Source organism: Bradyrhizobium sp. HKCCYLRH3073, assembly GCF_051167995.1.
GTDB lineage: Bacteria > Pseudomonadota > Alphaproteobacteria > Rhizobiales > Xanthobacteraceae > Bradyrhizobium.
The window spans coordinates 23,693-48,202 of sequence record NZ_JBNPUD010000006.1 but is presented as its reverse complement, the minus strand read 5'-3'; the positions used below and the strand labels follow the sequence as shown (position 1 = coordinate 48,202).

Genomic DNA, 24,510 nt, shown 5'->3' with positions numbered 1-24,510 from the left:
CCGGATGCGTGCTGCGCGATCTGCCCCTGAATGGTCAGCGCTGGTCCGGCACCCCGGTCTGCAGCGCCAGAGCATGCAGCACGTCACCCATCTGGCCGCGCAGCGATTGATAGACGAGCTGGTGCTGCTGCACGCGGGATTTGCCGCGGAACGATTCCGAGATCACCGTCGCGGCGTAGTGGTCGCCGTCGCCAGCGAGATCGCGAATCGTCACCTGGGCGTCAGGGATGGCAGACTTGATCATCTGCTCGATATCGTGGGCATCCATGGGCATCCCGGTGCATCTCCTTGTGTCGGGCCGGCGCCGCATCCCGTAGACGATGTAGCCCGCAGGGCCCGCGGCTTGGCTGCAGCTCCCATCAGTGGCCCGCCGAGCACGGCGAATCAAGGCATTCTCGCGGGACCGTGATAGTGAAATCTAGCGCGAACCGCTTTCGAGGTCACGCGCGGAACCACTATATACCGGGATCAGACGAGATACGTCGGACTGGGTGACGCACCCAAAAGGCCGAATCGGGAGGACGACGACATGAAGCTTCCAGGACCGGATCATCCGATCACCGTCACCCCCAACCCAAAACGCGTACGGGTGATCGCCGACGGCGTCGTGATTGCCGACACGACCCGCGCGTTGACGCTGAAGGAAGCGAGCTACCCCGCGGTTCAATACGTGCCGCGGGCCGACGCCAACATGGCGGCCTTGCAGAAGACTGATCGTGTCACCCATTGTCCGTACAAGGGGGATGCGAGCTATTTCAGCGTCGTCGCCAACGGCAAGACATTGGACAATGCGATCTGGAGCTACGAGGCGCCCTTCCCGGCGATGACCGAGATCTCGGGCCACCTGGCGTTCTATCCGGACAAGGTGCGGATCGAGGAGGTCGCAGCTGATTGAACCCGGTGACAGCCCGCCGCGCGGCGGGCGCGAGGCGATACCGGCGCGGCGGTTGTTTCGATCACTGACCTGATGGCGTGCTACACTCTGAAAATCGTAAGCCCGAGAATCAGGAGCACGAGGAAGATCACCAGGAAGATATAGAACAGGATCCGCGCAATGTCGGCGGAAGCTGCCGAGATGCCGGTGAAGCCGAGAATACCGGCCACCACCGAGATCACGAAGAACAGCAGCGCCCATTTGAGAAGTGTCACGGTATGGTCCTCCGGTTCTGCGCCGTGCCGGCGCGGCGCCTCACTAACGATGAGGCGGGGAACCGGTTCCTTCGGCCATCGGTCCCGGCGCCGAAGAAATGCGCAACCCACGACCGTCCCGGCCGTAACTTCATAGGTCGTCGGTTCGTAAGGATATCGGGAGCGGAAATCGGCATGTGTGAGAAACCGGCTTGCGGACCGCGGCACTTGCTGATTTGCAGCACCAAAGACGACATCTGGTAGTCCGGCGCCGTCATTCGCCCGCTTGCGGGCGACTCCAGCGAATGACGGTGCCATAGGTCACACGAGCTCATCCACTCATTCCGGCTCGCGCAGCCTTGGACGACGTTTGCATGACGCCCCGCGGCGAGGGGGATGCGAACGTCCCATCCGCTGCACGGGCCGGGCAGCAGCGACGCCGGGGGGCGTATGGTCATATCGGTTACACAATCGGCGGCGGCCGCGAAGATCGAGCTTCAGGCCCGCCCGCGCGCCCGGGCGCGCAACGCCGCGCTCGATCACGCCCGGACATTCCTGACGCTGGTGGTGCTGCTCCACCACGCCGTGATTCCGTATACCTATTTCGGGCACACCGATCCGACGTTCTTCCTCGGCTTCGATGCCATCGTGCTGGCCACCGACAGCTTCTTCATGGCCATGTTCTTCTTTCTGTCGGGCCTGTTCGTGTGGTCGGGCCTTGCTCACAAGTCGACGCTGCAGTTCCTGCGTGACCGGCTATTGCGCCTTGGCCTGCCGTTCGCCATCGCAGCCCTGACCGTCATTCCGCTTGCCTATTACGCGATCGAGCTGCGCGCCAATCCGGACGCCACCTTCGCTGCCTTCTGGTGGAAGACGGTCACGGTCGGTCCATGGCCGAGCGGGCCGATCTGGTTCATCTGGGTGCTGCTGGCGTTCGACACCTCGGCAGCCCTTTTGTACCGCGTCTCGCCACGCCTGCTGGATCCGATCAATCGGCTGTCGCAGCGCGCCTTCGAGCATCCGCGCGACTTCTTCTTTGCCTTCCTGCTGATCACGGGCGGACTCTACATCCCGTCCCGGCTCTATTTCGGCCCGACGTTCTGGTTTGAAGCCGGACCGCTCTCGGTGCAGGCCAGCCGCGTCCTGCTCTACGCCGCCTATTTCTACGTCGGGGCTGGCATCGGCTCGGCCAATGTCGAACGTGGCCTGCTGGCCGCAGAAGGGCAGATGTCGCAGCGCGGACTCGGGGCCTGGATCGTGGTTACGCTGGTGCCCTATGCGCTGCTCTGGGTGCTCATCACGATCAAGCGCCAGGTGCTGGGCAATCCCCCCGTGTTGCCGCAATGGTACGAGGCAGCCTATGGCTTCCTGTTCGTCATCTTCAGCGCCGCGATCCTGTTTGCGATCCTGTCCTATTTCCTCAACAACCGCCGCTCGGAATTCTCCGTGCTCGATCGCATGCAGGCCGACGCCTATGGCATGTTCCTGGTGCACTATCCGATCGTGCTGTGGATCCAGTACTGGCTGTTCGACTTCGGCCTGCCCGCCATCGCCAAGGCGACGATCGCCTTTGTCGGCAGCATGCTGCTGAGCTGGGGCGCGACCTGGGTGCTCAGGCAGATTCCGGGGGCGAAGAACGTGTTGTAGGACGGTCCTGCCTCCTCCGTCATTGCGAGGAGCGCAGCGACGACGCAATCCAACCTCCCGCCGGAGCTCTGGATTGCGTCGCTGCGCTCGCAATGAGCGCGTGGAAAGGCACCGCGCTGACAACGGACTCCGCTGTCGTTCTGCGAACGCAGGGACCCATAACCGCAAGATCTTGTTGTTGGCGCAGGTCAACGACCAGTCCCGCCGACTACTCCGTACACCGAGTGGGTCCCGGATCGGCGCCACGTCGGCGCGGTGCGCCGCCGTGGCTTGTCCGGGACGACAACGGTGTGTCAGGCAGCCGCCCCGCCCATATATTCTGGTAGCCAGCTCTCGAACCGGCTCTTCAGCGTATCCACTTCCACCGAGGCCTCGCCGGCGATCGCCAGCGCAGTGCCGCCTGTCGTGCCGATGCGCGTGCACGGCACGCCGGCGCCGCGCATCTTGGCGAGCACGCGGCCAGCCTCGGTCTCCGGCACCGTCACGAGATAGCGCGCCTGGTCCTCGCCGAACCAATAGGCATGCGGCACGATCGAGGCAGGCGCGGCCAGCAGCCGCGCGCCGATGCCGGAGGCCATCGCCATCTCGGCCAACGCAACCAGAAGTCCGCCGTCGGAGAGGTCGTGGGCCGCGGTGGCCGTGCCCGCATGGATCATGCCGCGGACGACATCGCCGATGCGCTTCTCCGCGGCCAGGTCGACCGGCGGCGGAGCGCCCTCCTCGCGGCCGCAGACGTCGCGCAGGTAGACCGACTGGCCGAGCCAGCCATGGGTCTCGCCGATCAGCAGGATCGCCTCGCCCTCGGCCTTGAAGGCGATGCTCGCCGACTTGGTGAAATCATCGAGCAGGCCGACGCCGCCGATCGAGGGCGTCGGCAGGATCGCGCGGCCGTTGGTCTCGTTGTAGAGCGAGACGTTCCCGGAGACGACGGGGAAGTCGAGCGCGCGACAGGCCTCCGAAATGCCCTTCAGGCAGCCGACGAACTGGCCCATGATCTCGGGCCGTTCCGGGTTGCCGAAATTGAGATTGTCGGTGATCGCAAGCGGCCGGCCACCGACCGCGGTGATGTTGCGCCAGGCTTCGGCGACGGCCTGCTTGCCCCCCTCGAACGGGTCGGCCTCGCAATAGCGCGGCGTGACGTCGACGGTGAGCGCCAGCCCCTTCGGCCCGTCCTGCACGCGCACCACGGCGGCATCGCCGCCCGGGCGCTGCACGGTGTTGCCGAGGATCACATGGTCGTACTGCTCCCAGATCCAACGCTTGGAGCACAGATCGGGCGTTGCGACGAGCTTCTCCAACGCCGGGATGATGGCCAGGGGCGGCTTGACCTCGCGGGCGTGGATCACCGGCAGCGCCGATGAGGCCACGTGCGGGCGATCATACAGCGGCGCCTCGTCGCCGAGCTCCTTGATCGGCAGGTCGGCCATGACGTCGCCGCCATGCTTCACCACGAACCGCTTGCTCGGCGTGGTGTAGCCGACCACCGCGAAATCGAGCCCCCACTTGCGGAAGATCGCTTCCGCCTCCTTCTCCTTCTCGGGCTTCAGCACCATGAGCATGCGTTCCTGACTCTCGGAGAGCATCATCTCGTAGGCGCTCATGCCGATCTCGCGGGTCGGCACGGCATCGAGATCGAGATCGACGCCGAGGTCGCCCTTGGCGCCCATCTCGACCGCCGAGCAGGTCAGCCCGGCCGCGCCCATGTCCTGGATCGCGATCACGCAGTCGGCGGCCATGATCTCGAGGCACGCTTCGAGCAGCAGCTTCTCGGCGAAGGGATCCCCGACCTGCACCGTCGGGCGCTTCTCCTCCGAGGAGTCGTCGAATTCGGCCGAGGCCATCGAGGCGCCGTGGATGCCGTCGCGGCCGGTCTTGGAGCCGAGATAGACGATCGGCATGTTCACGCCGGAGGCGGCCGCATAGAAGATCTTGTCGGCGTCGGCGAGGCCGACCGCCATCGCGTTGACCAGGATGTTGCCGTCATAGCGGGTGTGGAAGCGGGTCTGGCCGCCGACCGTCGGAACGCCAAACGAGTTGCCATAGCCGCCGATGCCGGCCACCACCCCGGACACCAGATGCCGCGTCTTCGGATGCTCCGGCGCGCCGAACGACAGCGCGTTCAGGCAGGCGATCGGGCGTGCGCCCATGGTGAACACGTCGCGCAGGATGCCGCCGACGCCTGTCGTGGCACCCTGGTACGGCTCGATGTAGCTCGGATGGTTGTGGCTCTCCATCTTGAACACGACCGCCTGGCCGTCGCCGATGTCGATCACGCCGGCGTTCTCGCCGGGGCCCTGGATCACCCAGGGCGCCTTGGTCGGCAGGCCCTTGAGATGGATGCGGGACGATTTGTACGAACAGTGCTCGTTCCACATCGCCGAGAAGATGCCGAGCTCGGTGAAGGTCGGGACCCGCCCGATCAGCTTCAGGATGCGCTCATATTCGTCGGGCTTCAGGCCGTGGGCGGCGACGAGCTCGGGGGTGATCTGCGGTTCATTGCGCATGGAGAAATGCCTTTGCCCCGTGGGCCGCTGGTCCCTTAAACCCTGCTTCATAGATACAGAGGCAGAAGCGGAAAAGGCCTTTTACGGCCCTATTCCGCCCTGTCCAGAGCTTTGGCCCGGACCCGCCAAGCGGGATATTTGCAGATTGGCGGCCAATCGGATTTAAGACGGTAAATCAACAGTTAAAGGCCCTTGCACGTGCACGATCTGACCCGTTCCGCCTTCGAGAACCGCCCCGGCATCCATATCGCGACCGACGGCGAGTTCGCCGGCTGGCGCACCTGGATGCGCGACAGCTACGAATCCCATACCGGACCGTTCTGGCACCGGATGGAGGACGACGGTTCGATCCGCTGCGCCTTCCGGGTCGAGAAGAAGCATTTGAACGGCGGCGGCAACGTCCATGGCGGCTGCCTGATGACCTTCGCGGATTACTGCCTGTTCGCCTTCGCCGCGCCGATCATGCAGGGCCCGGGCGTCACGGTCTCGTTTTCGTCCGAATTCCTCGACGCCGCGCGCGAGGGTGAATTGATCGAGGCCACCGGCGAGGTCACCCGCGCCGGCGCGTCGCTGATCTTCCTGCGCGGCATGCTGCATTCCGGCACCAAGCCGCTGTTCTCGTTCTCAGGGACCATCAAGCGCGTCAAGCGGCGGACGCCGGAGGCAGCGAACTCGCCGTAGCCTGATTTGATTTGTAGCCCGGATGAGCGCAGCGATATCCGGGATCTCACGCGCTCCCTCGGTGAACCCGGATGTCGCTGCGCTCATCCAGGCTACGGCCTCACCCCGCCAGCTGCTTCTCGGCGATCGAAATCCACTCGGCCTGCGCCTTGCGCACATGGCGCGGCGCGCGCTTCATCTGGATCAGCAGTTCGGTGAACACGACCTTGGCTTCATCGATCCGGCCGACCAGCTTGAGCAAGCTGCCGTAGCGGACCTTCGCCTCACTGCCCGGCGCATAGTCCAGCAGCGCCTGGTACTCCTCGATGGCCTCATCGGTGCGGCCAGCTTCCTGCAAAGCCCGTGCATAAAGCAGATGCGCCTCGGCCGAATTGTAGTCCGGCCAGGCCTTCTGCAGCTCGTCTAGCGTCGCCAGCGCATCCGCGGGGCGGCGGCGCGCGAACTGCGCCTTGGCCTTGCCGAGCGCGAACAGCGGCTCGTGGCCCATCGGCAGGCTCAGGATGTGATCGTAATGCTGCTCGGCCTCGTCATAGCGACCGACGGCGACGCATTCCTCGGCGAGCGCGGCGCGGTTGGCAATCGTATCCGTCACGGCGACGCGATCCGACAACTCACGATAGTATTTCTCAGGGTCCAGCTTGTTGGCGACGCGCTTGCGCGCCTTCTGGACGTCGTGGCTGCCCAGCCATTCCGGCACCAGCTCGACGACGATGTAGGCGAGCGCGCCGATCAAGGGGACCAACAAGATGATGAACGCCCAGGGCTGCATCCGCCCGGTCCGCGACGCATGATAGATCAGCGATATCTGAAGAAGTATAATGACGAGTGCAACCGGCACGGCGGTCCCCACGGCCAATCCCTACACGCCAACGTTGATAGCGTGGCCGCGCGCGGCCGACAATCCCGTCCGAGCCAGCTCAATTGACGATGCCGGTTTGACGCATGAGGACAACGGCCGGTTCGAGCAGCGGAGCAAGGCTCGTTCGATGGCCGTACGGAAGGCGATCCTGTCGCGAAGAAGGGCGGAAGCGCGTCGCGCCCCCGCCCTCGAGCCGCCGTCGTATCGCCACGCCGCTATTGCTGCTGGTCGATGACCTGCACCACCTTCTGATCGCGCGGGTCGACCAGCACGACCTGCTCGCCAATCGCCAGATACTGGTAGTTGGCGAGCTCCGGATTGCTGCGCGCGAGCTCATCGGGCACCCGGCGCAGGCTCAGGCAGCTCGTTCCGGACGAGGTCGATGACGATGTCGTCGATCCGACGGTGCCGGTCTCGGTCGCGGCGCGGCGCAGGATCTGGCGCTGATCGTCGGACAGCACGATGCGGGTCGAGCTCACGCCGTAGCCGCCGCGCTCATAGCCGCGATCGGCGCGCATGCCGTCCTGGGGGATGACATCGACGATCTCGCGGCTGCGCGGATCGACGATGGCGATCTCGTCATGCACGACGGTGTACTCGTAGCCGCGATATTCCGGAACGATGGTGACGATGTCCGACGGCAGCGGACGCGGCCGCACGCGCTCGGGCAGGCGCTCGCCGACGTTGATGCGGATGTCGATGTCGGTGCGGGCACGGTCGAAGTCGTGATCACGCTTGAGCTGGTCGACCACGCGGGTCTTCTGTTGCTCGTTGACCGAAACCTGCGTGCTGGAGCGGGTGTTGTTGGTCTGGGTCTGGTTGCTGGCCTGCCCGGTCGCGTCCGGCTTGCCCGCAGCGGCACCGGCCGGACCGGTCTGCTGGTTCTGCTGCGCGGTCGTGCTCTTGCTGTCCGTTGCGCCCGGCTGATTGGCCTGCTTGCTGCGGCCGGTCTGCTTGTCGGCCGCCTGGTCCGACGTGCCGGCCTTGCGCTCGTCCTGGCTTTGCCGGCTCTTGTCGCTGCCGCTGCGCTCGGCCTCGCGGTCGGACTTGCGATCCGTGGCGCCCGACTTGGTTTCGGCGGCGCGATCCTCGCCCTTGCGCGGCTCGTCGGCGCGTCCCTGCTGTTGCTTCGACTCAGCCTTGCTCTTGCTGTCAGACTGCTTGTCGGCCTGCTTGCTGTCGGCCTGCGACTTGCTCTCGGCGCTGTCCTTGGCGTCGCGCTCGCGCTGTGCCGAGTCCGGCCCGCGCTCGCCCTTGCTCTGCTCCGCGCTCTGCTTCGCATCGTGCGCCGAGCGCTCCTGAGCCTGCTCGCGCGCGGCCGATGACGGCTCGCTGCGACCCTGCGCGCTCTGCTTCGCCTCCGACGCGCCGTGTTCCACGGCCGCGCCAGCGCTCTTGGCCTCGCTGCCGGGCCGGATCGCTTCGCGTGCGGTCGGGGCAGCGGCGCCACCCTCGCGCTTCATCTCGGACTGCGCCGATGCGGCACCTGATGCCGTGCCGATCGCCAGAATGATCGCGGCCGTTCCCAGCCAATGTTTCGTCGTCATAACAGAACCTCCTTGGTTCCTGTCCCGTGGAATCGGGCGGACAACGCAAACAGCCGCCCGGCGTTGCCGGACGGCGCGAGAAAAAACTACGGAACGATTTCGATGAACGGCGTCAGGCCGCGCGGTCGAGATGGGCGACGAGGCCGGCAAACAGGCCACGGCCGTCGGTGCAGCCCATGATGTCTTCGACGTGATTCTCGGGATGCGGCATCATGCCGAGCACATTCCCGTTCTCGTTGACGATGCCGGCGATCGAATGCGCAGCGCCGTTGATGTTGCTGAGGTCGCCAACCTCGCCATCGGCCGAGCAGTAACGATAGAGCACGCGCCCATCGCCATTGAGCCGCTTCAAGGTCTCCTCGTCGGCCGCATAATTGCCCTCGCCGTGAGCGACGGGCACGCGGATGACCTGTCCCGCATTGTAGCCGCGGGTGAACGGAGAATCCGAGCGCTCGACCCGCAGATGCACGTCCTTGCAGATGAATTTCAGCTTATCGTTGCGCATCAGCACGCCCGGCAGCAGGCCGGACTCGCACAGGATCTGGAAGCCGTTGCAGACGCCGAGCACGAGGCCGCCCTTGGCGGCGTGATCGCGCACCGCGTCCATGACCGGCGCCCGCGCCGCGATCGCGCCACAGCGTAAGTAATCGCCATAGGAGAAGCCGCCGGGGACGACGACGAGATCGGTGCCCTTCGGCAGCGACGTCTCGGCGTGCCAGACCATCGCCGGCTCATGGCCGGAGATCATGCGCAGCGCGCGCGCCATGTCGCGCTCGCGATTGATGCCGGGGAAGACGAGGATGGCGGATTTCATGCTTGCGACCTATTTGCTGGCTTCCTGCAGAGCCTTCTCGAATCGCGCGAGATTGGCTCGGCTGGCGTATTCGTCGTTCGACGAACTGATCAAAACGTATTGTGATGTAGCGCTGTTGACGATACCGGAGAGTCTGTGGCTCGTCGTTCGCACCTCGGGCGGCTCGCCCGAGAGCTCAGCGGCCATCTCATCCCACTTGCGCAAGATGCCCGGAAGCAGCGCCGAATGGGGCGGCTTGCTTTGGCAAACAAGCCGAGACCCAGGCACACAGTCGACACGTGCGCATACGAAGACATGCAGGCCGTTCGGTCCAGCGGTGTAGCGCCATCCGTCCATAGTGACCGGAGCCGCTGCGCTCGCCATCGATACCGATAGAAGGAGACCAACTGCCGCGACGCCCAGTCTGACTTCGTTTCGGCGGATCATGTCTCCCCCTCAGCGCCCTACCCCAGCAGCTCCACCCGGTAATTCTCGATCACCGTGTTGGCGAGCAGCTTGTCAGCGGCGGCCTTCAGGGCCGCCTCCGCCTGGGCCTTGTCTGCGCCGGCGAGCTCGATGTCGAACACCTTGCCCTGGCGCACGGACGCGACGCCGTTGACGCCGAGCGATTTGAGGGCGCCCTCGATCGCCTTGCCCTGCGGATCGAGGATGCCGGATTTCAGCGTCACCGTGACACGCGCTTTCACGTCTTTATCCCTTTTAGCTCTTGACCAGGACCGGGCCGGAGCCCGCCGGACGCTCGTTCTCGATGAGGATGCCGAGCCGCTTGGCGACCTCGGTATAGGCCTCCAGAAGGCCGCCAAGATCACGACGGAAGCGGTCCTTGTCGAGCTTCTCGTTCGACTTGATGTCCCACAGCCGGCAGGAATCGGGGGAAATCTCGTCGGCGACGATGATCCGCATCATCTCGTTCTCGAACAGCCGGCCGCACTCCATCTTGAAGTCGACCAGACGAATGCCGATGCCGAGGAAAAGGCCGGTCAAGAAGTCGTTGACGCGGATGGCCAGCGCCATGATGTCGTCGATCTCCTGGGGGGTCGCCCAGCCGAACGCGGTGATGTGCTCCTCCGACACCATGGGGTCGTTGAGCTGGTCGTTCTTGTAATAGAATTCGATGATCGAACGCGGCAGCTGGGTGCCTTCCTCGATGCCCAGGCGCTGCGACAGCGAGCCCGCCGCCACGTTGCGCACGACGACCTCGAGCGGGACGATCTCGACCTCGCGAATCAACTGCTCGCGCATGTTGAGCCGGCGGATGAAGTGAGTCGGGACCCCGATGTCGTTGAGGTGCTGAAACAGGTACTCCGAGATCCGGTTGTTGAGGACGCCCTTGCCTTCGATCACCTGATGCTTCTTGGCATTGAAGGCGGTGGCGTCGTCCTTGAAGTGCTGGATCAGGGTGCCCGGCTCGGGGCCTTCGTACAGGACCTTGGCCTTGCCTTCATAAATGCGACGCCGACGGCTCATTGGGATGTACCGTGTTTTGTTGAAATCCATGAAATGGTGGGCTCCGGATGACTTTGGACAGGACCACGACGGAGCTGCCGCGAGGGCCCGGACGGACGGAAACAGAACAGGAACCGGGCCTGTGGGAAACCTATCTCATTGGTGTCCCGAGCACAATCGATCCAGACCTCGGGGGCGGAGTTTTACCGCCCTTCCCTGCGGCCTCGTACCCGTTGTATTGGCAAGATGTTCCAATTATTTAGGCGTGCGGCCACCGCCCCGCAACCGCCTGCGCGGTTAACCCTCTTCGGCAACACTGGAAGTTCCGACCATGACCACGTTCGACAAGCGCGAGGACGCCTTCGAGAAGCAATTCGCCCATGACGAGGAATTGAAGTTCAAGGCAGAAGCCCGCCGCAACAAGCTGCTCGGCCTGTGGGCCGCCGAAAAGCTCGGCAAGTCCGGCGCTGACGCCGACGCCTACGCCAAGGAGGTCGTCGCGGCCGATTTCGAGGAAGCGGGCGATGCCGACGTGCTGCGCAAGGTGCTGGGAGACCTCAACGCCAAGGGCGCCGCCGTCACCGAGGCGGACGTGCGCGCGAAGATGAGCGAGCTGCTGTCGACCGCCGTGGCGCAGGTCAAGGCGGGACAATAACGGGCGAGTTGCGAATGGCGAGTAGCGAATAGGGCAAGAAGATCCCTATTCGCCACTCCCTATTCGCCTATTCTTCCTTGAAACCGTACTCCGGCACGTTGCCGCTGGCGCCGTAATATTTGTACGGCAGGAACTTGCCCGACATCGTGATCTTGACGCGGTCGCCCTTGGCATTGGGCAGGCGCTCCATCACCATGTCGAAATCGATCGCCGACATGATGCCGTCGCCGAACTCCTCCTGGATCAGCTCCTTCCAGGCCGGCCCGTTGATCATCACCAGCTCGTAGAAGCGATAGATCAGGGGATCGGTCGGCGGCATCTGCACGCCCTCGCCGCGCATCGGCGTCTCGTTCAGCATCGCGATCTCGGACTTCGACAGGCCGAACAGCTCGCCCGCATTGGCGGCCTGCGGCTTGGTCAGCTTCATCTGGCCGAGAATGGCGCCGACGATCAGCACCTCGGAATAGCCACCGATCGTCTCGCAGATGTACTTCCAGCTCCAGCCCTTCTCGCGCTTGATGTCGAGCAGCTTCTCGGTGAGGTCGGATCGCTTCATGCTTGGTCTCCCTTGATGGGTCTTCGTTGATGGGTTTGTTCCGGCTGGCCGTCAGCGGGCGACCGCCAGCGGCGTATCGCTCTCGACCGGTTTGGACGCAACGATCGCCGGCTCGGTGCGCCCGATCTTCACCACCGGCACCTTGCGCGGATCGTGATCCGGCACCTCCGCGGTGAAGGTCCTGCTGCGGCTGACCAGGAAATCGATGATGTGGTTGCGTAGCGCGTAGTACAGCGGATGACGATGCAGGTCGCCGCGCAGCCGGTCCTTCGGCAGCGGGTTCTCGACGATCTCCGCCAGCACCGCGCCGGGACCGTTGGTCATCAGCACGATCTTGTCGGCGAGATAGATCGCTTCGTCCACGTCGTGGGTGATCATGAACACGGTCTGCCCGGTCTCGACGCAGATGCGGCGGACCTCGTCCTGCAGGGTGCCGCGCGTCAGCGCATCGAGCGCGGAGAACGGCTCGTCCATCAGCATGATCTTCGGCGTGATCGACAGCGCCCGCGCGATGCCGACGCGCTGCTTCATGCCGCCGGACAGCTCCGAGGGACGCTTGTGCTCGGAGCCGGCAAGCCCGACCAGCTCGATATATTTCAGCGCATGCGCCTTGACCTTGGCGCGATCCCATTTGCGCCATTTCGAGGAGACCGCATAGGTGACATTGCCGAGCACCGTCCGCCATGGCAGCAACGCATGACTCTGGAAGATAACCGCGCGGTCGAGGCTCGGGCCTTCGATGGCCTGGCCGTCGACGATGACGGCGCCTTCGCTCGGTGCGTCGAGGCCGGCAAGAACATTCAGCACCGTGGTCTTGCCGCAGCCGGAATGCCCGATCACGCAGACGAACTCGCCGCGCGCCATCGCGAGCCACAGGTTCTCGAAGATCGTCGTGCTCCGCGCCCCGTCGTAGCGCTTGGCGATGCCCTCGATGGAGATGAACTTGTCTGAGGTCATCGAGCAGACTCCGCGAGGACGGTGCGCTCCCTCTCCCCGTTCTTCACGGGGAGAGGGTTGGGGTGAGGGGCAGCCGCACGAAAGGTGCCTATGGAAAGAGATGATTCGGGGCACACGCGCCGGGAGTGTCCGTGGATGGACCTGTACCCCCTCACCCGGATTGCATCTACGATGCAATCCGACCTCTCCCCGCAAGCGGGGAGAGGTAAGACGGCCGCTCTGCTTGGGATCACGACCGTCATCCCCCTACTCCGGAAACGTCACAAGCCGCGCGACACGGGCCAGGATCTGATCGAGCATCATGCCGACCAGACCGATCATCAGGATCGCAATGATCACGTTGGTGATCGAGAGGTTGTTCCACTCGTTCCAGACGAAGTAGCCGATGCCGGTGCCGCCGACGAGCATCTCGGCGGCGACGATGACGAGCCAGGCGATGCCGATCGAGATCCGCATGCCGGTGAGGATCGTCGGCGCCGCAGCCGGCAGGATGACCGTGAAGGCGCGGCGGAAATTCCCGACTTCAAGTGTGCGCGCGACGTTGATCCACTCCTTGCGCACGCTGGCGACGCCGAAGGCGGTGTTGATCAGCATCGGCCAGACCGAGCAGATGAAGATCACGAAGATCGCCGACAGGCTGGAATCCTTGATCGTGTAGAGCGCCAGCGGCATCCAGGCGAGCGGCGAGATGGGCTTGAGAATCTGGATGAACGGATCGAGCGCCTTGCTCATCAAGGGCGACATGCCGATCAGGAAGCCGAGCGGGATCGCGACCGCGACCGCGATCAGGTAGCCGAGCATGACCCGCCCCAGCGAGAAGGCGAGCTGGATGCCGAGCCCCTTGTCGTTCGGGCCATTGTCGTAGAACGGCCGCCGGAGATGCTCCCACAGCTTGGCGCCGACATCGAGCGGCCCGGGCATCGCCGACTTGCCTTGCGTCGCGGTCATGCCCATCAGCTTGGCGTATTCCGGGCTCATGTTGGCAGCCGTGCCGGTGCTGCGCGTGGCGATGTGCCAGGCGCCGAGGAAGACGGCGAGCAGCACGATTGAGACGACGGCGGCGCGCAGACGAAGTGAGGCGGTCATGCCGTCGCTCCACCACCGGCGTCATCCCTGCGAACGCAGGGACCCATAACCACCGAAATCAATGGATGGATAAGATTGTCGCTACTGCTCCTGCCACAAGCCAGGTTACGGCGTATGGGTCCCCGCGTTCGCGAGGACGACACCGGTGGTGTGGCCGGCAGCGTGCCCATCGCTCCCATCACGACGCCTTCTTGATCTTGAAGCTGGCAACGTAGTCGTCCGGCTTGGTCGGATCGAACGGCTTGCCCATCACCGAGAACGATTTGTAGGAGTCCTTCGGCGGCGTCAGGCCCATGTCGATCATGACCTTGCGGGTGTCGGTGGCGAGATAGATCTGCTCGGCGACCGCCTTGTAGTCGACGTCGCCCTTGATCTGCCCCCAGCGCTTCATCTGCGTCAGCATCCACACCGCGAAGGACTGCCACGGGAACGGATCGAAATCGACACGTTTCGGATCGGTCTTCACGCCGCCGAGGCCATCGGCGTAGGTGCCGGTCAAGACCTGCTCCATGACGGTCACCGGCGCATTGATATAATTCGCCGGAGCGATCGCCTCCGCGATCTGCTTGCGGTTCTCGGCCTTCGACGCGTACGCGGTGGCATCGACGATGGCGCGGGTGAGCGCCGCGAAGCTGTTCGGCGCCGTCGTGATGAACTCGCGGCTCGCCGCGAAGCTGCAGCAGGGGTGACCGTCCCAGATCTCCTTCGACAGCACGTGCAGGAAGCCGACGCCGTCGAAGATCGCCCGCTGGCAGATGTTGTCAGGCGCGAGAAAACCGTCGATGTTGTCGGCGCGCAGGTTCGCGACCATCTCCGGCGGCGGCACCGAGCGCAGCTGCACGTCGGTGTCGGGATCGATGCCGTGCTCGGCGAGATAGTAACGCAGCAGATAATTGTGCATCGAATAGTCGAACGGAATGGCGAACTTCATGCCCTTCCAGTCCTTCGGGTCACGCTTGTCCTTGTGCTTCATCGCCAGCACGATGCCCTGCCCGTTGATGTTCTCGATCGCGGGCACGGTGAACGGGATCGGCTGTGCACCGAGGCCGAGCGAGATCGCGATCGGCATCGGCGCCAGCATGTGCGAGGCGTCGTATTCCTTGTTGATGGTCTTGTCGCGGATCACGGCCCAGCCGGCGGTCTTGACGACCTCGACGTTCAGCCCGGCCTTAGCATAGAAGCCGAGCGGCGCTGCCATGATGATCGGCGTGGCGCAGGTGATCGGGATGAAGCCGACCTTGAGATCCTTCTTCTCCGGCGCGCCCGCTTCGGCGAAAGCTTCAGTCGCCGTCTTCAGCGGAAAGAATTGCGAGACGGCAGCGAGCGCGGTGGCGGCGCCGACCGACTTCAGGAACGCGCGGCGGGTGGCAGCTTGCGGAAACACCGCGCGCAGCACGGCGGACGCGACCACGTTCTCGTAGCGCTTCTCGGTGGACTCCGCCACGGGCTCGCAGCGCAGCGCCAGCATGGCGTGCTCATGTTCGGCCGGGCTGCGATGCTGGCCGCAGATACAACCGGCATTCACGCGTGAATCGGCATCGAACGGATCATCGAAAATCGACATGTGCTGCGCCCCTTTGTCACACCTGCGCTATCAGCGCCTTCGAACTGCTCATCCGGCCGCGTTTTTCAGCGGCCGGACGTGCTCAACATGCAGCTTCTATGCCGCCTTGCTGGTCATCGCCGGCATCGGAAGACCTTCCTCGATCGGCAGCGACGGATCGCGCGACCACTCGTTCCACGAGCCGAAGTACATCCGCACATCCTTCACGCCGGCGTTCTTCAGCGCCAGGAAGGTGTTCGAGGCCCGCGCGCCCTTGAAGCAGTAGAGATACACCGGCGTGTCGACGGTGATGCCGACGGTGGCGCATTCGGCGAGGATCTCGTCCTTCGACTTGAAGCGCGGCCCCTCTCCGGTCGGCTTCATCATGCGGTACCATTCGAGCCAGACGGCACCGGGGATGCGGCCCTTGCGCGGACAGAAATCCTTGCCGTAGGGCGAGGAGGAATCGCCGATCCATTCGTCGACATCGCGGACGTCGAGGATCGCGATCGCGGGATTGCCGACGGCGGCCAGCATCGCCTTGGCGTCGATCAGGATGCTCCCCGCCTCCGGAACGATGCTGAACGATGCCTTCGCCGGCGACGGCACGTCGGTCGTCACGGGCATGCCGGCGGCGACCCAGGCGTCGTAGCCGCCATGCAGCACCTTGATCTTGGGATAGCCGAGCATCGTGAGCAGGAAATAGCCGCGGCACGACTGGCCGAAGCCGGAGTTCATCGACTGCTCGTAGACCACGGCGGTCTCCGCACCCGACAGGCCGGCGGCGCCGAACGCATCGGCAAACTTCGTCTTCAGCTCCGTGATGCCTTCCGGCGTGGAGGTCGCGAGATAGGTGAAGATCTCGTGGACGTTGACCGCGCCGGGAAGATGTCCCGCGGCATAGGCATCGGGATTGCGGGTGTCGATCACGACACACGGCTCGGTCTTGATGAACTCGGCGAGTTCACCGGCAGTAATCAGAACGTCCGTCATGGCAGGCCTCTCCTGGTAGGATTTGTTGGTTGCCGTTCTCGCCGGCGTCAGCCGTCGGCGAGCATCTTGCGGAGCTGCTTGGTCGCGGGGGTCACGATCGCGACGAAATAGGCCTCGCGCAGGCGACGTTCGGCGCGATTGCCCTTGAGGTAGCCGCGGGCTCCGCAATGGAGCATCGCGGCATGAGCCGCAGCGACGCTGGCCTCGCCGGCCCGCAGGCGCAGCGCGACGACCTTGCGCCAATAGGTCTCGTCGGTGTTGAACGGATCGCTGGCGAGCTCCGAAGTTTCCTTTGCGAGCTCATCGGCGAGCGCGCTGAAATCGACCGGCTGCTGCGGCAGATAGCGGTTGACGTGACCGAGCGGCGCCTCGACCTCCTGCATGATCTTGATGCAGTCCTTGATCAGGCCGAGCGCCATGCCGGCCTGCAGCAGGATGAATCCGGCGCGGATCTTCTTGACGAAAGGACCGGCGGGATCGGCCAGGATCAGCTCGTCCGGCACGAACAGGTCGCGAAACTGGATGCCATAGGTGCCGGTGCCATCCATCGCCAGGAACGGCTGGCATGGCTGCAGGGTCACCGCCGGATCGGAACAGTCGGCGATGAACATCACGATCTCGCCCGGCGCGTCCTCTCGCTCGAAGATGGTGCCGAACATGTGGTCCGGTCCGAGGTTCGAGACCCAGGGCAGCACGCCGCGCACGACGTAGCCGCCCTCGACCTTGCGGCCCTTCAGCTTGAGCTTCTCGATGCCGAAGAAGCTCTTCATCGGGTTCGACAAGCCGGTGCCACCGAGCAACCGGCCGCTCGCGGCGTCGTCGAGCAGACGGTCGACGAGCGCCTTGTTGGGCGAGTTGGCGATGTACCAGACCAGCGTGTTCTGGCACCACGCCATGAAGGCAGAGGCGCCGCAGACCTCGCCGATCGCGCCGATGGCGTCGATCGCGCAGTTGAGATCCGCCGCGCCATTGTCCGGCACGTGGCTGCTCCACGCGCCGACCTCGCCGAAGCGGCGGAGCACGTCGGCCGGGTACACCGTCCCGGCGTCGATGCCAGAGGCCAGCGGCGCGAGCTCCTTGCGCGCGATCGCCGTGACCTGCTCCACGGTCGACGGCACGGGCATCACGCCCGCGCTGTCGACTGCCAGATGCTGTCCGAGTGAACCCATGACGTCCTCCGCTACTCGCAGGCCCCCGGGCCGATCAGATTCCGACTTCGAGATTGACGGGGCGGGTAAACGTGTTGGCGACCGGCGACCACTTCTTGACGTGATCGATCAGCGCCTTGACCTCCTCCTGCGGAATGCCCTCGCACTCCATGTCGACCTTGACGCGGACGTCGGTGAAGCCGACCGGCTTCTCGCTGACGTCGCCGGTGCCCCAGACTGCGGTGATGTTGAGATCGCCCTCGAGCTCCAGCTCGAGCTTGTTGACGATCCAGCCGCGATGCACCGCATTGGCGTGCAGGCCGACGGCCAGGCACGAGCCGAGCGCGGCGAGCGAGGCTTCCGACGGGTTGGGCGCGGTGTCGTCACCGAGCAGCCCCGGCGGCTCGTCGACGATGTAGGGCGCGAGGTTGCGGATGTAGTTGGCGTGGCGGAACTTGCCCTCGGCGACGGTCTTGCACTTCAGGGTCTTGATGACCTTGGGGTTGGCCTTGCCGTTGACGATGAGCTGCTCGAGCCCACCTCTGTCGATGGGCGCGAGGCAGCCCGTCAGCGCCGTCTTCTGAACCACAGCGGTCATCTCATTTCTCTCCCTGGGATGAGGATACCGAACGGTCTGTATCCTGCACGAAGCGTGCCAGAGAGGCCGAAAATCAAAAGCCGGAGTGATCCTCGCGGCTTACGCGATCATCGCGGCAAGCGGCGACCCGCTGCGTCCCCTCCGTTGCCCAAGCGCGGTGCAGAATGCCGCCCTCGGAGACCAAATTGCGCGCAACGCTGCCTCGCGCACGTCAGCGGTCTTGCTGACTCACGCGCACAGCGATTAAGCTTGCAGGCATGGCAAAGTCAGTTGCGGGCAAACAAACCGGCAAGAAGCAGGCGATCGCGAGGACGATCGCGGCCGGCGATGACGAATCCGCGCGCGGCCGTCTGCTCGGCGCCGCCACGCGGCTGTTCTGCAAGAACGGCATCAATGCCACCGGCATCGATGCGATCATCAGCGAGGCCGGCACCGCGAAGACCACGCTCTACAAGCTGTTCGGCTCGAAGACCGCGCTGGTCACCGCCGTGCTCGAAAGCGAAGGCAAACAGTGGCGCGAATGGTTCATCGCGGAAATGGAGAGCGGCGGCGGTGACGCCGAGACCAAGCTGGCACGCATCTTTCCGGCGCTGAAGAGCTGGTTCGGCGAAGAGCGCTTCTACGGCTGCCCCTTCATCAATGCGGTCGGCGAGCACGACAAGGATCAGAAGCAGTTTCGCACCATCGCGATGCGCCACAAGAAGGTGGTGCTGGCGCATATCGAGAGGCTCGCCCGCGAGATGGGCGCCGCCGAGCCGGAGAGCTTCTCGCATCAGCTCGCATTGCTGATCGACGGCGCGATCGTGGCGGCCATGGTGTCACGCAATCCCGAGGTCGCGGACACGGCCGGCCTGGCCGCGAAGGCGCTGATCGAGCCGGCGAAGCTGAAGGCGGCACAGCGCAACAGCAAGGCGAACCCGCAGCTCGCGACGGCGTGAGCCGCCCTGCTCCGCGACCGAGCGTCTGGATTAGCGGAAATACTCCGTCACCAGCTTCAGGTCGGTCCGGTCTGCGCACGCGCCGTTGAGGCTGGCATCGATGACGCGGCGGCAGGCCGCGACCGCAGCCTCATCACCGAGCTCGTTGGCCGCTTCGAGTACATGCCAGGCCGCATCGGCCGCCGCGCGGTCCGCAGGCGTCTCGCGATGGCCGATCCGCTGCTCTCTGCGAAGAGGGAGTTCCGTGCCGTTCATCCGCGATCACCTCCGTCCGTCGCTGCAGGTTCAATACGCCGCCGCGCGCGGCGTGGACGCCTTGCCGCCTTTGCCCGGATTCTTGCGGGACTGATAGAATTCGAGCACGCTGCGCGACGTCTGCGACTGGAGCTTGGCATAGTCACGCTCCAGCTCCTGCAATTCACCGGCCGTGATGCGATGTTCGCGGGCGCCGAGGAAGGCGAGCGCCATCATCGTATCCCAGGTGAAGCCGAGCGCCTTGGCGAGCATCAGCAGCATCTCTCGGTTACGGTCGAACAAGGCGCGCTCGACGACGTCGACCGGCAGTCCCGACAGCAGCGCGAGGCCGATCGTCACCTCCTCGACCTTGTGCGCCGTCGCATAGCTGGCGATGGTGCTCTCGTGCAGATTGCCGAGGCGGTGCTGGATCGTCACGGTGCGCTTGGCAACGAAGTAGTTGCGCGAGCCGGGCCCGAACTTCGACTGCAGGTCGCCGGCGATGTTGGCGACCGAGCTGTTGATTTCACCGAGCAGTTCAGGGCGCTCGCCGGCCAGCCGCTTGCCGACATCGTCCGAGGCCTTGGCGATGAGCTGCTGGAACAGATGGCGCGGGATGTCGAGCCGGCGGCCGAGATGCTCGGCGAGGATCGAGTCGTTCTCGGCGCGCTTGACCATGTGAAGGAATCCGGCGCCGGAGAACTGGGCGCCCTGGTTGCGCGCCACCGCCGTGGCGACGGCGCGGTTGCCGCGCGTCGCCAGCACATCGGTCACCGCCGGGCTCAGCGTTCGGCGTTCGGCGATCGCGAGCAGATGGTCCTGGCTCTTGGTGCTGGCGTTCTCGACCAGCGTGGCGTCATCGAGCCGCTCGGATTCGCGCAGCACCGGGCCGGCGACCCAGATCTCGTCGTCGAAGGCGAGCTTGCGGATGACGCTGGCCGGTGAATATTCGATCCTGGCGAGGCGATCGGCGAGTTTGGCGCGCGCTTCGACCTCGATCTCGTCAGCCAGCCGGCCGATGACCTCGCCGAAGGTGGCGATCTCCTCCTCGCAATACCGTCCCGCGATCAGCAGGTCGGTCGCATGCCACAGCGCGCGCTCCCGGCTGTCGGCGGTCCCCCGCGCGATCGCATCCTCGAGGTCCCGCAACACCGATCTGGTTTCGTTCATGATGAAAGGCCGCACCGCTGCAACAATGGAAGGGCAATGCGCAGATCATACCGTTCGAACCCGAGCGTTCCGTAACCCGCCGCGTGCGGATTTGACCGGGCATTTTCACTCAAATGCGCGCGTGCGCGTTAAGCATGCGCGCACGCGCATGCTGTCTACGGCATGACGTGGAGCGCGCGCGCCTCGGCCTCGGCGACCGACCGTTCGCGCGACGTCCACCGGCACTCGGCGAGAGCCCGGTCGATCAGCTGCATGGCGTCGCCCTCGCGACCCTGGTGGAGCATCAACTCGCCGGCGAAGAAGCTCGCCTCGCAGCGCCGTGCCTGGCGCGTGGCGGGAGCACCGCGGTCCGCCGCCGCAAGCACGGCCTCTGGCGTTTCCTGGCCGAGAAACAGGCGGACGATCGGCGCCGGCCATTTGCCCATGTCGAGCCGCTTGGCGTGGTCGGCAAGCTCGCTCGCGAGCCCGGCACGGCGGCGCGCCAGGTCCAGCCACAAGGCCGCATCGGCATTGTTGGGATCGATCTCGCTGAGCCATCGGAAGTCGTCCTGCGACTGCTCCAGGAGACCCGCCTGGAAGCTTGCGATCCCCAGCGCGCGATAGGCTTGCGCGCGGTAGCCATTGCGACCGAACGCCCGCCCGAAACCCGACCCCGGCTGCGGCTCGCTCTCGCGCAGATCGGGGCCGGCGCGATCGAATGCGGCAAGAAGACCGGCCGAGGACTGCTCGATGACGATCTTGTAGTCGTCGATCGCATGCTCGACATCTCCCTTGCGGAAATAGGCGCCGGCGCGTGCGAAACGGGCTTCGATCACCTGCGGCGTCGCCGGCTTGCCGTGCTCGATCACGACAGTGCAGCCGGCGATGCGCTCGTCGGCGCCGAGATCGGCCGCGGTCGTACACCGCTTCGGTGCCGCCGCCTCGGCGCTCGCCGACAAGCCGAAGATCGAACCGGTGATCAACGCACAACTCAAAAACGAGCGCCATCGTCGCGTAGCCATGAATGCCCCCTTAGGTCTTGCTCTTTGTGCTGCGATCTAACCAGAACCGATCGGACGAACCACAATCTGGAATTGCGTTCGCAAATCATCGTTCAGCCGGTGTAAACGGGATCGCAGACTCGAGGCCCGCCGGGGCGCGGATGAATTGCCAGGGCCGTGTGAGCCGCGCGACAACTCAATCGGCAATTGCGCGCGATGGACGGATGCGCGAAGCCATTGATAGCCGCCACGCGGCACGCGATGCGACCGTCGGCGACTACTTGGCTGCGCCGATCAGCGCCTGCAGCCGCACCAGCTCGGCTTCCAGATTCGCCTCGACATCCGCGGCCTTCACCTCGGTGACGCGATAGTCGCGACTTTCCAGCCACGCCCGCCGTGCGCTGCGGTCGGCGACGACGCCCTCGCTCTCGTCGGGGCCGACGAGCTCGATGGCCAGACGGTGGATGAAGGAGACGAAATCGGGGATGTGGCGACCGACCGGGGTCTGGCGCTTGAACTGGCCGGCGAAGCGGCGGTCGCGCGACAGCGCGTGCCACAGCGCGCGCTCGGCGTCGGTCGGGTTGCGGCGGAGCAGCCGCGCCAGCCCGCGCAGCGAGCCGCGCGAATCCGGCAGGTTGGCGACAGTGCCCTGCTCGGCGATCAGCGCGCGCAGGCGCGTCGCCTGCTCGCTGTCGAGCACGCCGCCCTTGGCCGGCCCCTTGCGCCCCTCGGCGATCGCCATGACCACGCCGTGCAGGGTGTGGATGTCCTGCCGCGACGGCTCCATGCGGAAGAAGATGTTGCGCAAATTGACCAGCATGGTCTCGCGCTTCTCCGGCGGGCGCAGGAATTCGACCCGGTCGAGCTCGCGCACCAGGTTCTCGAAGAACGCCTCCATCTGCCCCTGGCTGGCGCGCTCCGAGCGTTCGGGCATGGCGAAGGGCAGCGCGCCGGATGTCACCAGCTTGAACCACTCATAACCCATCAGCAGCACCGCCTGGGCGAGGTTGAGCGAGGCGAAGCCCGGATTGACCGGATAGGTGATGATGCGGTTGGCGCGGGCGACCTCCTCGTTGGTCAGCCCCGCCCGCTCGCGGCCGAACAGGATGCCGGCGCGGCCGCCGGCGGCAATCTGGCCCTGCATCTCCCGCGCGGCCGCCTCCGGGCCCATCACCGGCTTGGCCTGGTCGTGGGCGCGGGCGGTGGTGGCAAACACCAGGTCGAGGTCGGCGATCGCCTCCGGCAGGGTGTCGAACAGCCGGACGTGATCGATGATGTGGTCGGCCCCGGCGGCGGCCCGCTGGGCGGCGATGTTCGGCCAGCCGTCGCGCGGGTTGACCAGTCGCAGCTCGGACAACGCAAAATTGCCCATGGCGCGCGCGGCCATGCCGATGTTCTCGCCGAGCTGCGGCTCGACCAGGATCACCACCGGGCCCGCGATCTCCAGTCCCGCCTTCGTTTTGTCGGTGCCCGACACGTCAATCCTCGACTTCCAGATCCGGTTGAAGCGCGCGCCCGCGCGCCCTGCCCGCTCCGTTGGCCCGGCTGGCGAGAATTCTCAAGCAAAATAATCGGCTTAGCCAAGAATTTTACGGTTTGCGCGAAACCGCAGCCGGCCGCCTCGCCGCCGCTGCCCAGCGCATGAGCGGGCTGCGAAAATCAGCACCGGACGCATACCGGGTGCGCTTCCGCCCGCGGTGCAGCAGTGCTATGACGCGCTTGATTTCACAAGCGCTTTCCATTCCTGGCGCGCTGTTCCCAAGAAGGCCCCATCGATCATGGCAAAAATCAAGGTGACCAACCCGGTCGTCGAGCTCGACGGCGACGAGATGACGCGGATCATCTGGCAGTACATCAAGGACAAGCTGATCAACCCGTTCCTTGACATCGATCTGCAGTATTTCGACCTGGGGATGGAGAGCCGCGACAAGACCAACGACCAGATCACGATCGATGCCGCCAACGCCATCAAGAAGGTCGGCGTCGGCGTCAAGTGCGCCACCATCACCCCCGACGAAGCCCGCGTGAAGGAGTTCGGCCTCAAGGAGATGTGGAAGTCGCCGAACGGCACCATCCGCAACATCCTCGGCGGCGTCGTGTTCCGCGAGCCGATCATCTGCAAGAACGTGCCGCGCCTGGTCCCCGGCTGGACCAAGCCGATCATCATCGGCCGCCACGCCTATGGCGACCAGTACCGCGCCACCGACTTCAAGTTCCCCGGCAAGGGCGTGCTGACGATGAAATTCGTCGGCGACGACGGCACCGTGATCGAGAAGGAAGTCTTCAGGGCGCCCGGCGCCGGCGTCGCGATGGAGATGTACAACCTCGACGAGTCGATCTACGACTTCGCCCGCGCCTCGCTCAACATGGGCCTCGCCAAGAACTACTCGGTCTACCTGTCGACCAAGAACACCATCCTGAAGGTCTATGACGGCCGCTTCAAGGACATCTTCCAGGAGGTGTACGACAAGGAGTTCAAGGACAAGTTCGAGGCCAAGAAGATCACCTATGAGCACCGCCTGATCGACGACATGGTCGCCGCGGCGCTGAAGTGGTCGGGCGGCTATGTTTGGGCCTGCAAGAACTATGACGGCGACGTGCAGTCCGACACGGTGGCCCAGGGCTACGGCTCGCTCGGCCTGATGACCTCGGTGCTGATGACCCCGGACGGCCAGACCGTCGAGGCTGAGGCCGCCCACGGCACGGTGACCCGTCACTTCCGCGAGCACCAGAAGGGCAAGGAGACCTCGACCAACTCGATCGCCTCGATCTTCGCCTGGACCCGCGGCCTGTCGCATCGCGCCAAGCTCGACAACAATGCCGAGCTGGCGAAGTTCGCCTCGACCCTGGAGAAGGTCTGCGTCGACACCGTCGAGTCCGGCTACATGACCAAGGACCTCGCGCTGCTGGTCGGCGCCGACCAGCGCTGGCTCTCGACCACCGGCTTCCTCGACAAGATCGCCGAGAACCTGACCAAGGCGATGGCGGCGTAAGTTTCCCCACTTTCGCCTTCTGGTTTCGTCACC

26 protein-coding genes are annotated in these 24,510 nt (G+C 65.1%); 6 read left to right on the top strand and 20 right to left on the bottom strand.

The genetic code is table 11. The annotated features are described in order from the left end of the window. Positions 1-34 precede the first annotated feature (34 nt). Entirely contained in the window at positions 35-274 is a 240-nt protein-coding gene (locus tag ACQR1X_RS15955; RefSeq protein WP_315714834.1) for a BolA family protein, read from the bottom strand. 255 nt (positions 275-529) lie between these two features. On the opposite strand from ACQR1X_RS15955, the gene ACQR1X_RS15950 reads away from it, so the two are divergent. After that, positions 530-895 carry a DUF427 domain-containing protein gene (locus tag ACQR1X_RS15950; protein WP_316183081.1) on the top strand — a complete coding sequence of 122 codons (366 nt, stop codon included), beginning with the start codon at positions 530-532 and terminating at the stop codon, positions 893-895. A gap of 80 nt (positions 896-975) precedes the next feature. Here ACQR1X_RS15950 and ACQR1X_RS15945 read toward each other — a convergent pair whose 3' ends face one another. Further along, a complete protein-coding gene (locus ACQR1X_RS15945; RefSeq protein WP_009031962.1) occupies positions 976-1,149 on the bottom strand; it encodes a DUF1328 domain-containing protein in 174 nt (57 codons plus the stop codon). A 429-nt stretch (positions 1,150-1,578) separates the two neighbouring features. Between ACQR1X_RS15945 and ACQR1X_RS15940 the strand changes: the two genes are divergently transcribed. Then, complete coding sequence (locus ACQR1X_RS15940; protein WP_316183080.1) at positions 1,579-2,775, top strand: acyltransferase family protein; 1,197 nt, start codon at positions 1,579-1,581, stop codon at positions 2,773-2,775. Between the two features lie 293 nt (positions 2,776-3,068). On the opposite strand, the gene purL is transcribed toward ACQR1X_RS15940, so the two are convergent. Further along, entirely contained in the window at positions 3,069-5,279 is a 2,211-nt protein-coding gene (gene purL, locus ACQR1X_RS15935) for a phosphoribosylformylglycinamidine synthase subunit PurL (protein WP_434899191.1), read from the bottom strand. A 198-nt stretch (positions 5,280-5,477) separates the two neighbouring features. On the opposite strand from purL, the gene ACQR1X_RS15930 reads away from it, so the two are divergent. Next, on the top strand, positions 5,478-5,960 hold the full coding sequence (locus ACQR1X_RS15930) for a PaaI family thioesterase (RefSeq protein ID WP_315801205.1): 483 nt from the start codon (positions 5,478-5,480) through the stop codon (positions 5,958-5,960). 100 nt (positions 5,961-6,060) lie between these two features. On the opposite strand, the gene ACQR1X_RS15925 is transcribed toward ACQR1X_RS15930, so the two are convergent. From ACQR1X_RS15925 to purC, 6 genes are all read right to left on the bottom strand, one after another. Further along, positions 6,061-6,798 (bottom strand): tetratricopeptide repeat protein, encoded by a 738-nt coding sequence (locus ACQR1X_RS15925; RefSeq protein ID WP_434885263.1) that lies wholly within the window; start codon positions 6,796-6,798, stop codon positions 6,061-6,063. A 236-nt stretch (positions 6,799-7,034) separates the two neighbouring features. Further along, a complete protein-coding gene (locus tag ACQR1X_RS15920) occupies positions 7,035-8,282 on the bottom strand; it encodes a DUF1236 domain-containing protein (RefSeq protein ID WP_316216113.1) in 1,248 nt (415 codons plus the stop codon). A gap of 196 nt (positions 8,283-8,478) precedes the next feature. Continuing rightward, entirely contained in the window at positions 8,479-9,180 is a 702-nt protein-coding gene (gene purQ / locus ACQR1X_RS15915; protein ID WP_315801206.1) for a phosphoribosylformylglycinamidine synthase subunit PurQ, read from the bottom strand. 9 nt (positions 9,181-9,189) lie between these two features. After that, positions 9,190-9,606 (bottom strand): hypothetical protein, encoded by a 417-nt coding sequence (locus ACQR1X_RS15910; RefSeq protein WP_434899190.1) that lies wholly within the window; start codon positions 9,604-9,606, stop codon positions 9,190-9,192. Positions 9,607-9,623: 17 nt separating this feature from the next. Continuing rightward, on the bottom strand, positions 9,624-9,866 hold the full coding sequence (gene purS, locus ACQR1X_RS15905) for a phosphoribosylformylglycinamidine synthase subunit PurS (RefSeq protein WP_315801208.1): 243 nt from the start codon (positions 9,864-9,866) through the stop codon (positions 9,624-9,626). 13 nt (positions 9,867-9,879) lie between these two features. Continuing rightward, complete coding sequence (gene purC, locus ACQR1X_RS15900) at positions 9,880-10,647, bottom strand: phosphoribosylaminoimidazolesuccinocarboxamide synthase (protein ID WP_016843454.1); 768 nt, start codon at positions 10,645-10,647, stop codon at positions 9,880-9,882. A gap of 310 nt (positions 10,648-10,957) precedes the next feature. Here purC and ACQR1X_RS15895 point away from each other — a divergent pair, with 310 nt between their 5' ends. Beyond that, positions 10,958-11,281, top strand: coding sequence for a DUF1476 domain-containing protein (locus tag ACQR1X_RS15895; RefSeq protein WP_316183078.1), 324 nt, complete (start codon positions 10,958-10,960; stop codon positions 11,279-11,281). A gap of 67 nt (positions 11,282-11,348) precedes the next feature. On the opposite strand, the gene cynS is transcribed toward ACQR1X_RS15895, so the two are convergent. The 7 genes from cynS to ACQR1X_RS15860 form a co-directional block, all read right to left on the bottom strand. Further along, positions 11,349-11,837 (bottom strand): cyanase, encoded by a 489-nt coding sequence (gene cynS / locus ACQR1X_RS15890; protein ID WP_315779742.1) that lies wholly within the window; start codon positions 11,835-11,837, stop codon positions 11,349-11,351. Between the two features lie 51 nt (positions 11,838-11,888). After that, the gene (locus tag ACQR1X_RS15885) at positions 11,889-12,794 is read right to left on the bottom strand and encodes an ABC transporter ATP-binding protein (RefSeq protein ID WP_316183077.1); all 906 of its coding nucleotides are present in this window, start codon (positions 12,792-12,794) and stop codon (positions 11,889-11,891) included. Between the two features lie 246 nt (positions 12,795-13,040). Further along, positions 13,041-13,880 carry a nitrate ABC transporter permease gene (ntrB, locus tag ACQR1X_RS15880; RefSeq protein ID WP_316215927.1) on the bottom strand — a complete coding sequence of 280 codons (840 nt, stop codon included), beginning with the start codon at positions 13,878-13,880 and terminating at the stop codon, positions 13,041-13,043. A 178-nt stretch (positions 13,881-14,058) separates the two neighbouring features. Next, positions 14,059-15,444, bottom strand: a complete 1,386-nt coding sequence (locus tag ACQR1X_RS15875) for a CmpA/NrtA family ABC transporter substrate-binding protein (protein WP_316183075.1) — start codon at positions 15,442-15,444, stop codon at positions 14,059-14,061. 96 nt (positions 15,445-15,540) lie between these two features. Then, positions 15,541-16,416: a sulfurtransferase gene (locus ACQR1X_RS15870; RefSeq protein ID WP_434880736.1), complete on the bottom strand. Its 876-nt coding sequence runs from the start codon at positions 16,414-16,416 to the stop codon at positions 15,541-15,543. Between the two features lie 47 nt (positions 16,417-16,463). Then, on the bottom strand, positions 16,464-17,585 hold the full coding sequence (locus ACQR1X_RS15865; protein WP_434899189.1) for an acyl-CoA dehydrogenase family protein: 1,122 nt from the start codon (positions 17,583-17,585) through the stop codon (positions 16,464-16,466). A 34-nt stretch (positions 17,586-17,619) separates the two neighbouring features. Beyond that, complete coding sequence (locus tag ACQR1X_RS15860; protein WP_315801216.1) at positions 17,620-18,162, bottom strand: OsmC family protein; 543 nt, start codon at positions 18,160-18,162, stop codon at positions 17,620-17,622. A gap of 257 nt (positions 18,163-18,419) precedes the next feature. Here ACQR1X_RS15860 and ACQR1X_RS15855 point away from each other — a divergent pair, with 257 nt between their 5' ends. Then, complete coding sequence (locus ACQR1X_RS15855; protein WP_315801217.1) at positions 18,420-19,100, top strand: TetR/AcrR family transcriptional regulator; 681 nt, start codon at positions 18,420-18,422, stop codon at positions 19,098-19,100. A gap of 30 nt (positions 19,101-19,130) precedes the next feature. Here the strand turns inward: ACQR1X_RS15855 and ACQR1X_RS15850 are convergent, their stop codons facing one another. The 4 genes from ACQR1X_RS15850 to ACQR1X_RS15835 all read right to left on the bottom strand — a co-directional run bounded on the left by ACQR1X_RS15850 (position 19,131) and on the right by ACQR1X_RS15835 (position 22,961). After that, a complete protein-coding gene (locus ACQR1X_RS15850; RefSeq protein ID WP_434899188.1) occupies positions 19,131-19,355 on the bottom strand; it encodes a hypothetical protein in 225 nt (74 codons plus the stop codon). Positions 19,356-19,385: 30 nt separating this feature from the next. Beyond that, positions 19,386-20,504, bottom strand: coding sequence for a DUF2336 domain-containing protein (locus ACQR1X_RS15845; RefSeq protein WP_316183072.1), 1,119 nt, complete (start codon positions 20,502-20,504; stop codon positions 19,386-19,388). A 155-nt stretch (positions 20,505-20,659) separates the two neighbouring features. Further along, the gene (locus ACQR1X_RS15840) at positions 20,660-21,466 is read right to left on the bottom strand and encodes a hypothetical protein (RefSeq protein ID WP_315801220.1); all 807 of its coding nucleotides are present in this window, start codon (positions 21,464-21,466) and stop codon (positions 20,660-20,662) included. 295 nt (positions 21,467-21,761) lie between these two features. Further along, complete coding sequence (locus tag ACQR1X_RS15835) at positions 21,762-22,961, bottom strand: TrmJ/YjtD family RNA methyltransferase (protein ID WP_316238796.1); 1,200 nt, start codon at positions 22,959-22,961, stop codon at positions 21,762-21,764. A 301-nt stretch (positions 22,962-23,262) separates the two neighbouring features. Between ACQR1X_RS15835 and ACQR1X_RS15830 the strand changes: the two genes are divergently transcribed. After that, complete coding sequence (locus ACQR1X_RS15830; RefSeq protein ID WP_316215922.1) at positions 23,263-24,477, top strand: NADP-dependent isocitrate dehydrogenase; 1,215 nt, start codon at positions 23,263-23,265, stop codon at positions 24,475-24,477. The last annotated feature ends 33 nt before the right edge of the window (positions 24,478-24,510 follow it).

Coding starts and splice junctions, on each gene's coding strand:
- ACQR1X_RS15955 (WP_315714834.1), bottom strand. CDS start 274: ATGCCCATGGATGCCCACGATATCGAGCAGATGATCAAGTCTGCCATC.
- ACQR1X_RS15950 (WP_316183081.1), top strand. CDS start 530: ATGAAGCTTCCAGGACCGGATCATCCGATCACCGTCACCCCCAACCCA.
- ACQR1X_RS15940 (WP_316183080.1), top strand. CDS start 1,579: ATGGTCATATCGGTTACACAATCGGCGGCGGCCGCGAAGATCGAGCTT.
- purL (WP_434899191.1), bottom strand. CDS start 5,279: ATGCGCAATGAACCGCAGATCACCCCCGAGCTCGTCGCCGCCCACGGC.
- ACQR1X_RS15920 (WP_316216113.1), bottom strand. CDS start 8,282: ATGAAGCGCGAGGGTGGCGCCGCTGCCCCGACCGCACGCGAAGCGATC.
- purQ (WP_315801206.1), bottom strand. CDS start 9,180: ATGAAATCCGCCATCCTCGTCTTCCCCGGCATCAATCGCGAGCGCGAC.
- ACQR1X_RS15910 (WP_434899190.1), bottom strand. CDS start 9,606: ATGATCCGCCGAAACGAAGTCAGACTGGGCGTCGCGGCAGTTGGTCTC.
- purC (WP_016843454.1), bottom strand. CDS start 10,647: ATGAGCCGTCGGCGTCGCATTTATGAAGGCAAGGCCAAGGTCCTGTAC.
- ACQR1X_RS15895 (WP_316183078.1), top strand. CDS start 10,958: ATGACCACGTTCGACAAGCGCGAGGACGCCTTCGAGAAGCAATTCGCC.
- cynS (WP_315779742.1), bottom strand. CDS start 11,837: ATGAAGCGATCCGACCTCACCGAGAAGCTGCTCGACATCAAGCGCGAG.
- ACQR1X_RS15885 (WP_316183077.1), bottom strand. CDS start 12,794: ATGACCTCAGACAAGTTCATCTCCATCGAGGGCATCGCCAAGCGCTAC.
- ntrB (WP_316215927.1), bottom strand. CDS start 13,880: ATGACCGCCTCACTTCGTCTGCGCGCCGCCGTCGTCTCAATCGTGCTG.
- ACQR1X_RS15875 (WP_316183075.1), bottom strand. CDS start 15,444: ATGTCGATTTTCGATGATCCGTTCGATGCCGATTCACGCGTGAATGCC.
- ACQR1X_RS15870 (WP_434880736.1), bottom strand. CDS start 16,416: ATGACGGACGTTCTGATTACTGCCGGTGAACTCGCCGAGTTCATCAAG.
- ACQR1X_RS15865 (WP_434899189.1), bottom strand. CDS start 17,585: ATGGGTTCACTCGGACAGCATCTGGCAGTCGACAGCGCGGGCGTGATG.
- ACQR1X_RS15860 (WP_315801216.1), bottom strand. CDS start 18,162: ATGACCGCTGTGGTTCAGAAGACGGCGCTGACGGGCTGCCTCGCGCCC.
- ACQR1X_RS15855 (WP_315801217.1), top strand. CDS start 18,420: ATGGCAAAGTCAGTTGCGGGCAAACAAACCGGCAAGAAGCAGGCGATC.
- ACQR1X_RS15850 (WP_434899188.1), bottom strand. CDS start 19,355: ATGAACGGCACGGAACTCCCTCTTCGCAGAGAGCAGCGGATCGGCCAT.
- ACQR1X_RS15845 (WP_316183072.1), bottom strand. CDS start 20,504: ATGAACGAAACCAGATCGGTGTTGCGGGACCTCGAGGATGCGATCGCG.
- ACQR1X_RS15830 (WP_316215922.1), top strand. CDS start 23,263: ATGGCAAAAATCAAGGTGACCAACCCGGTCGTCGAGCTCGACGGCGAC.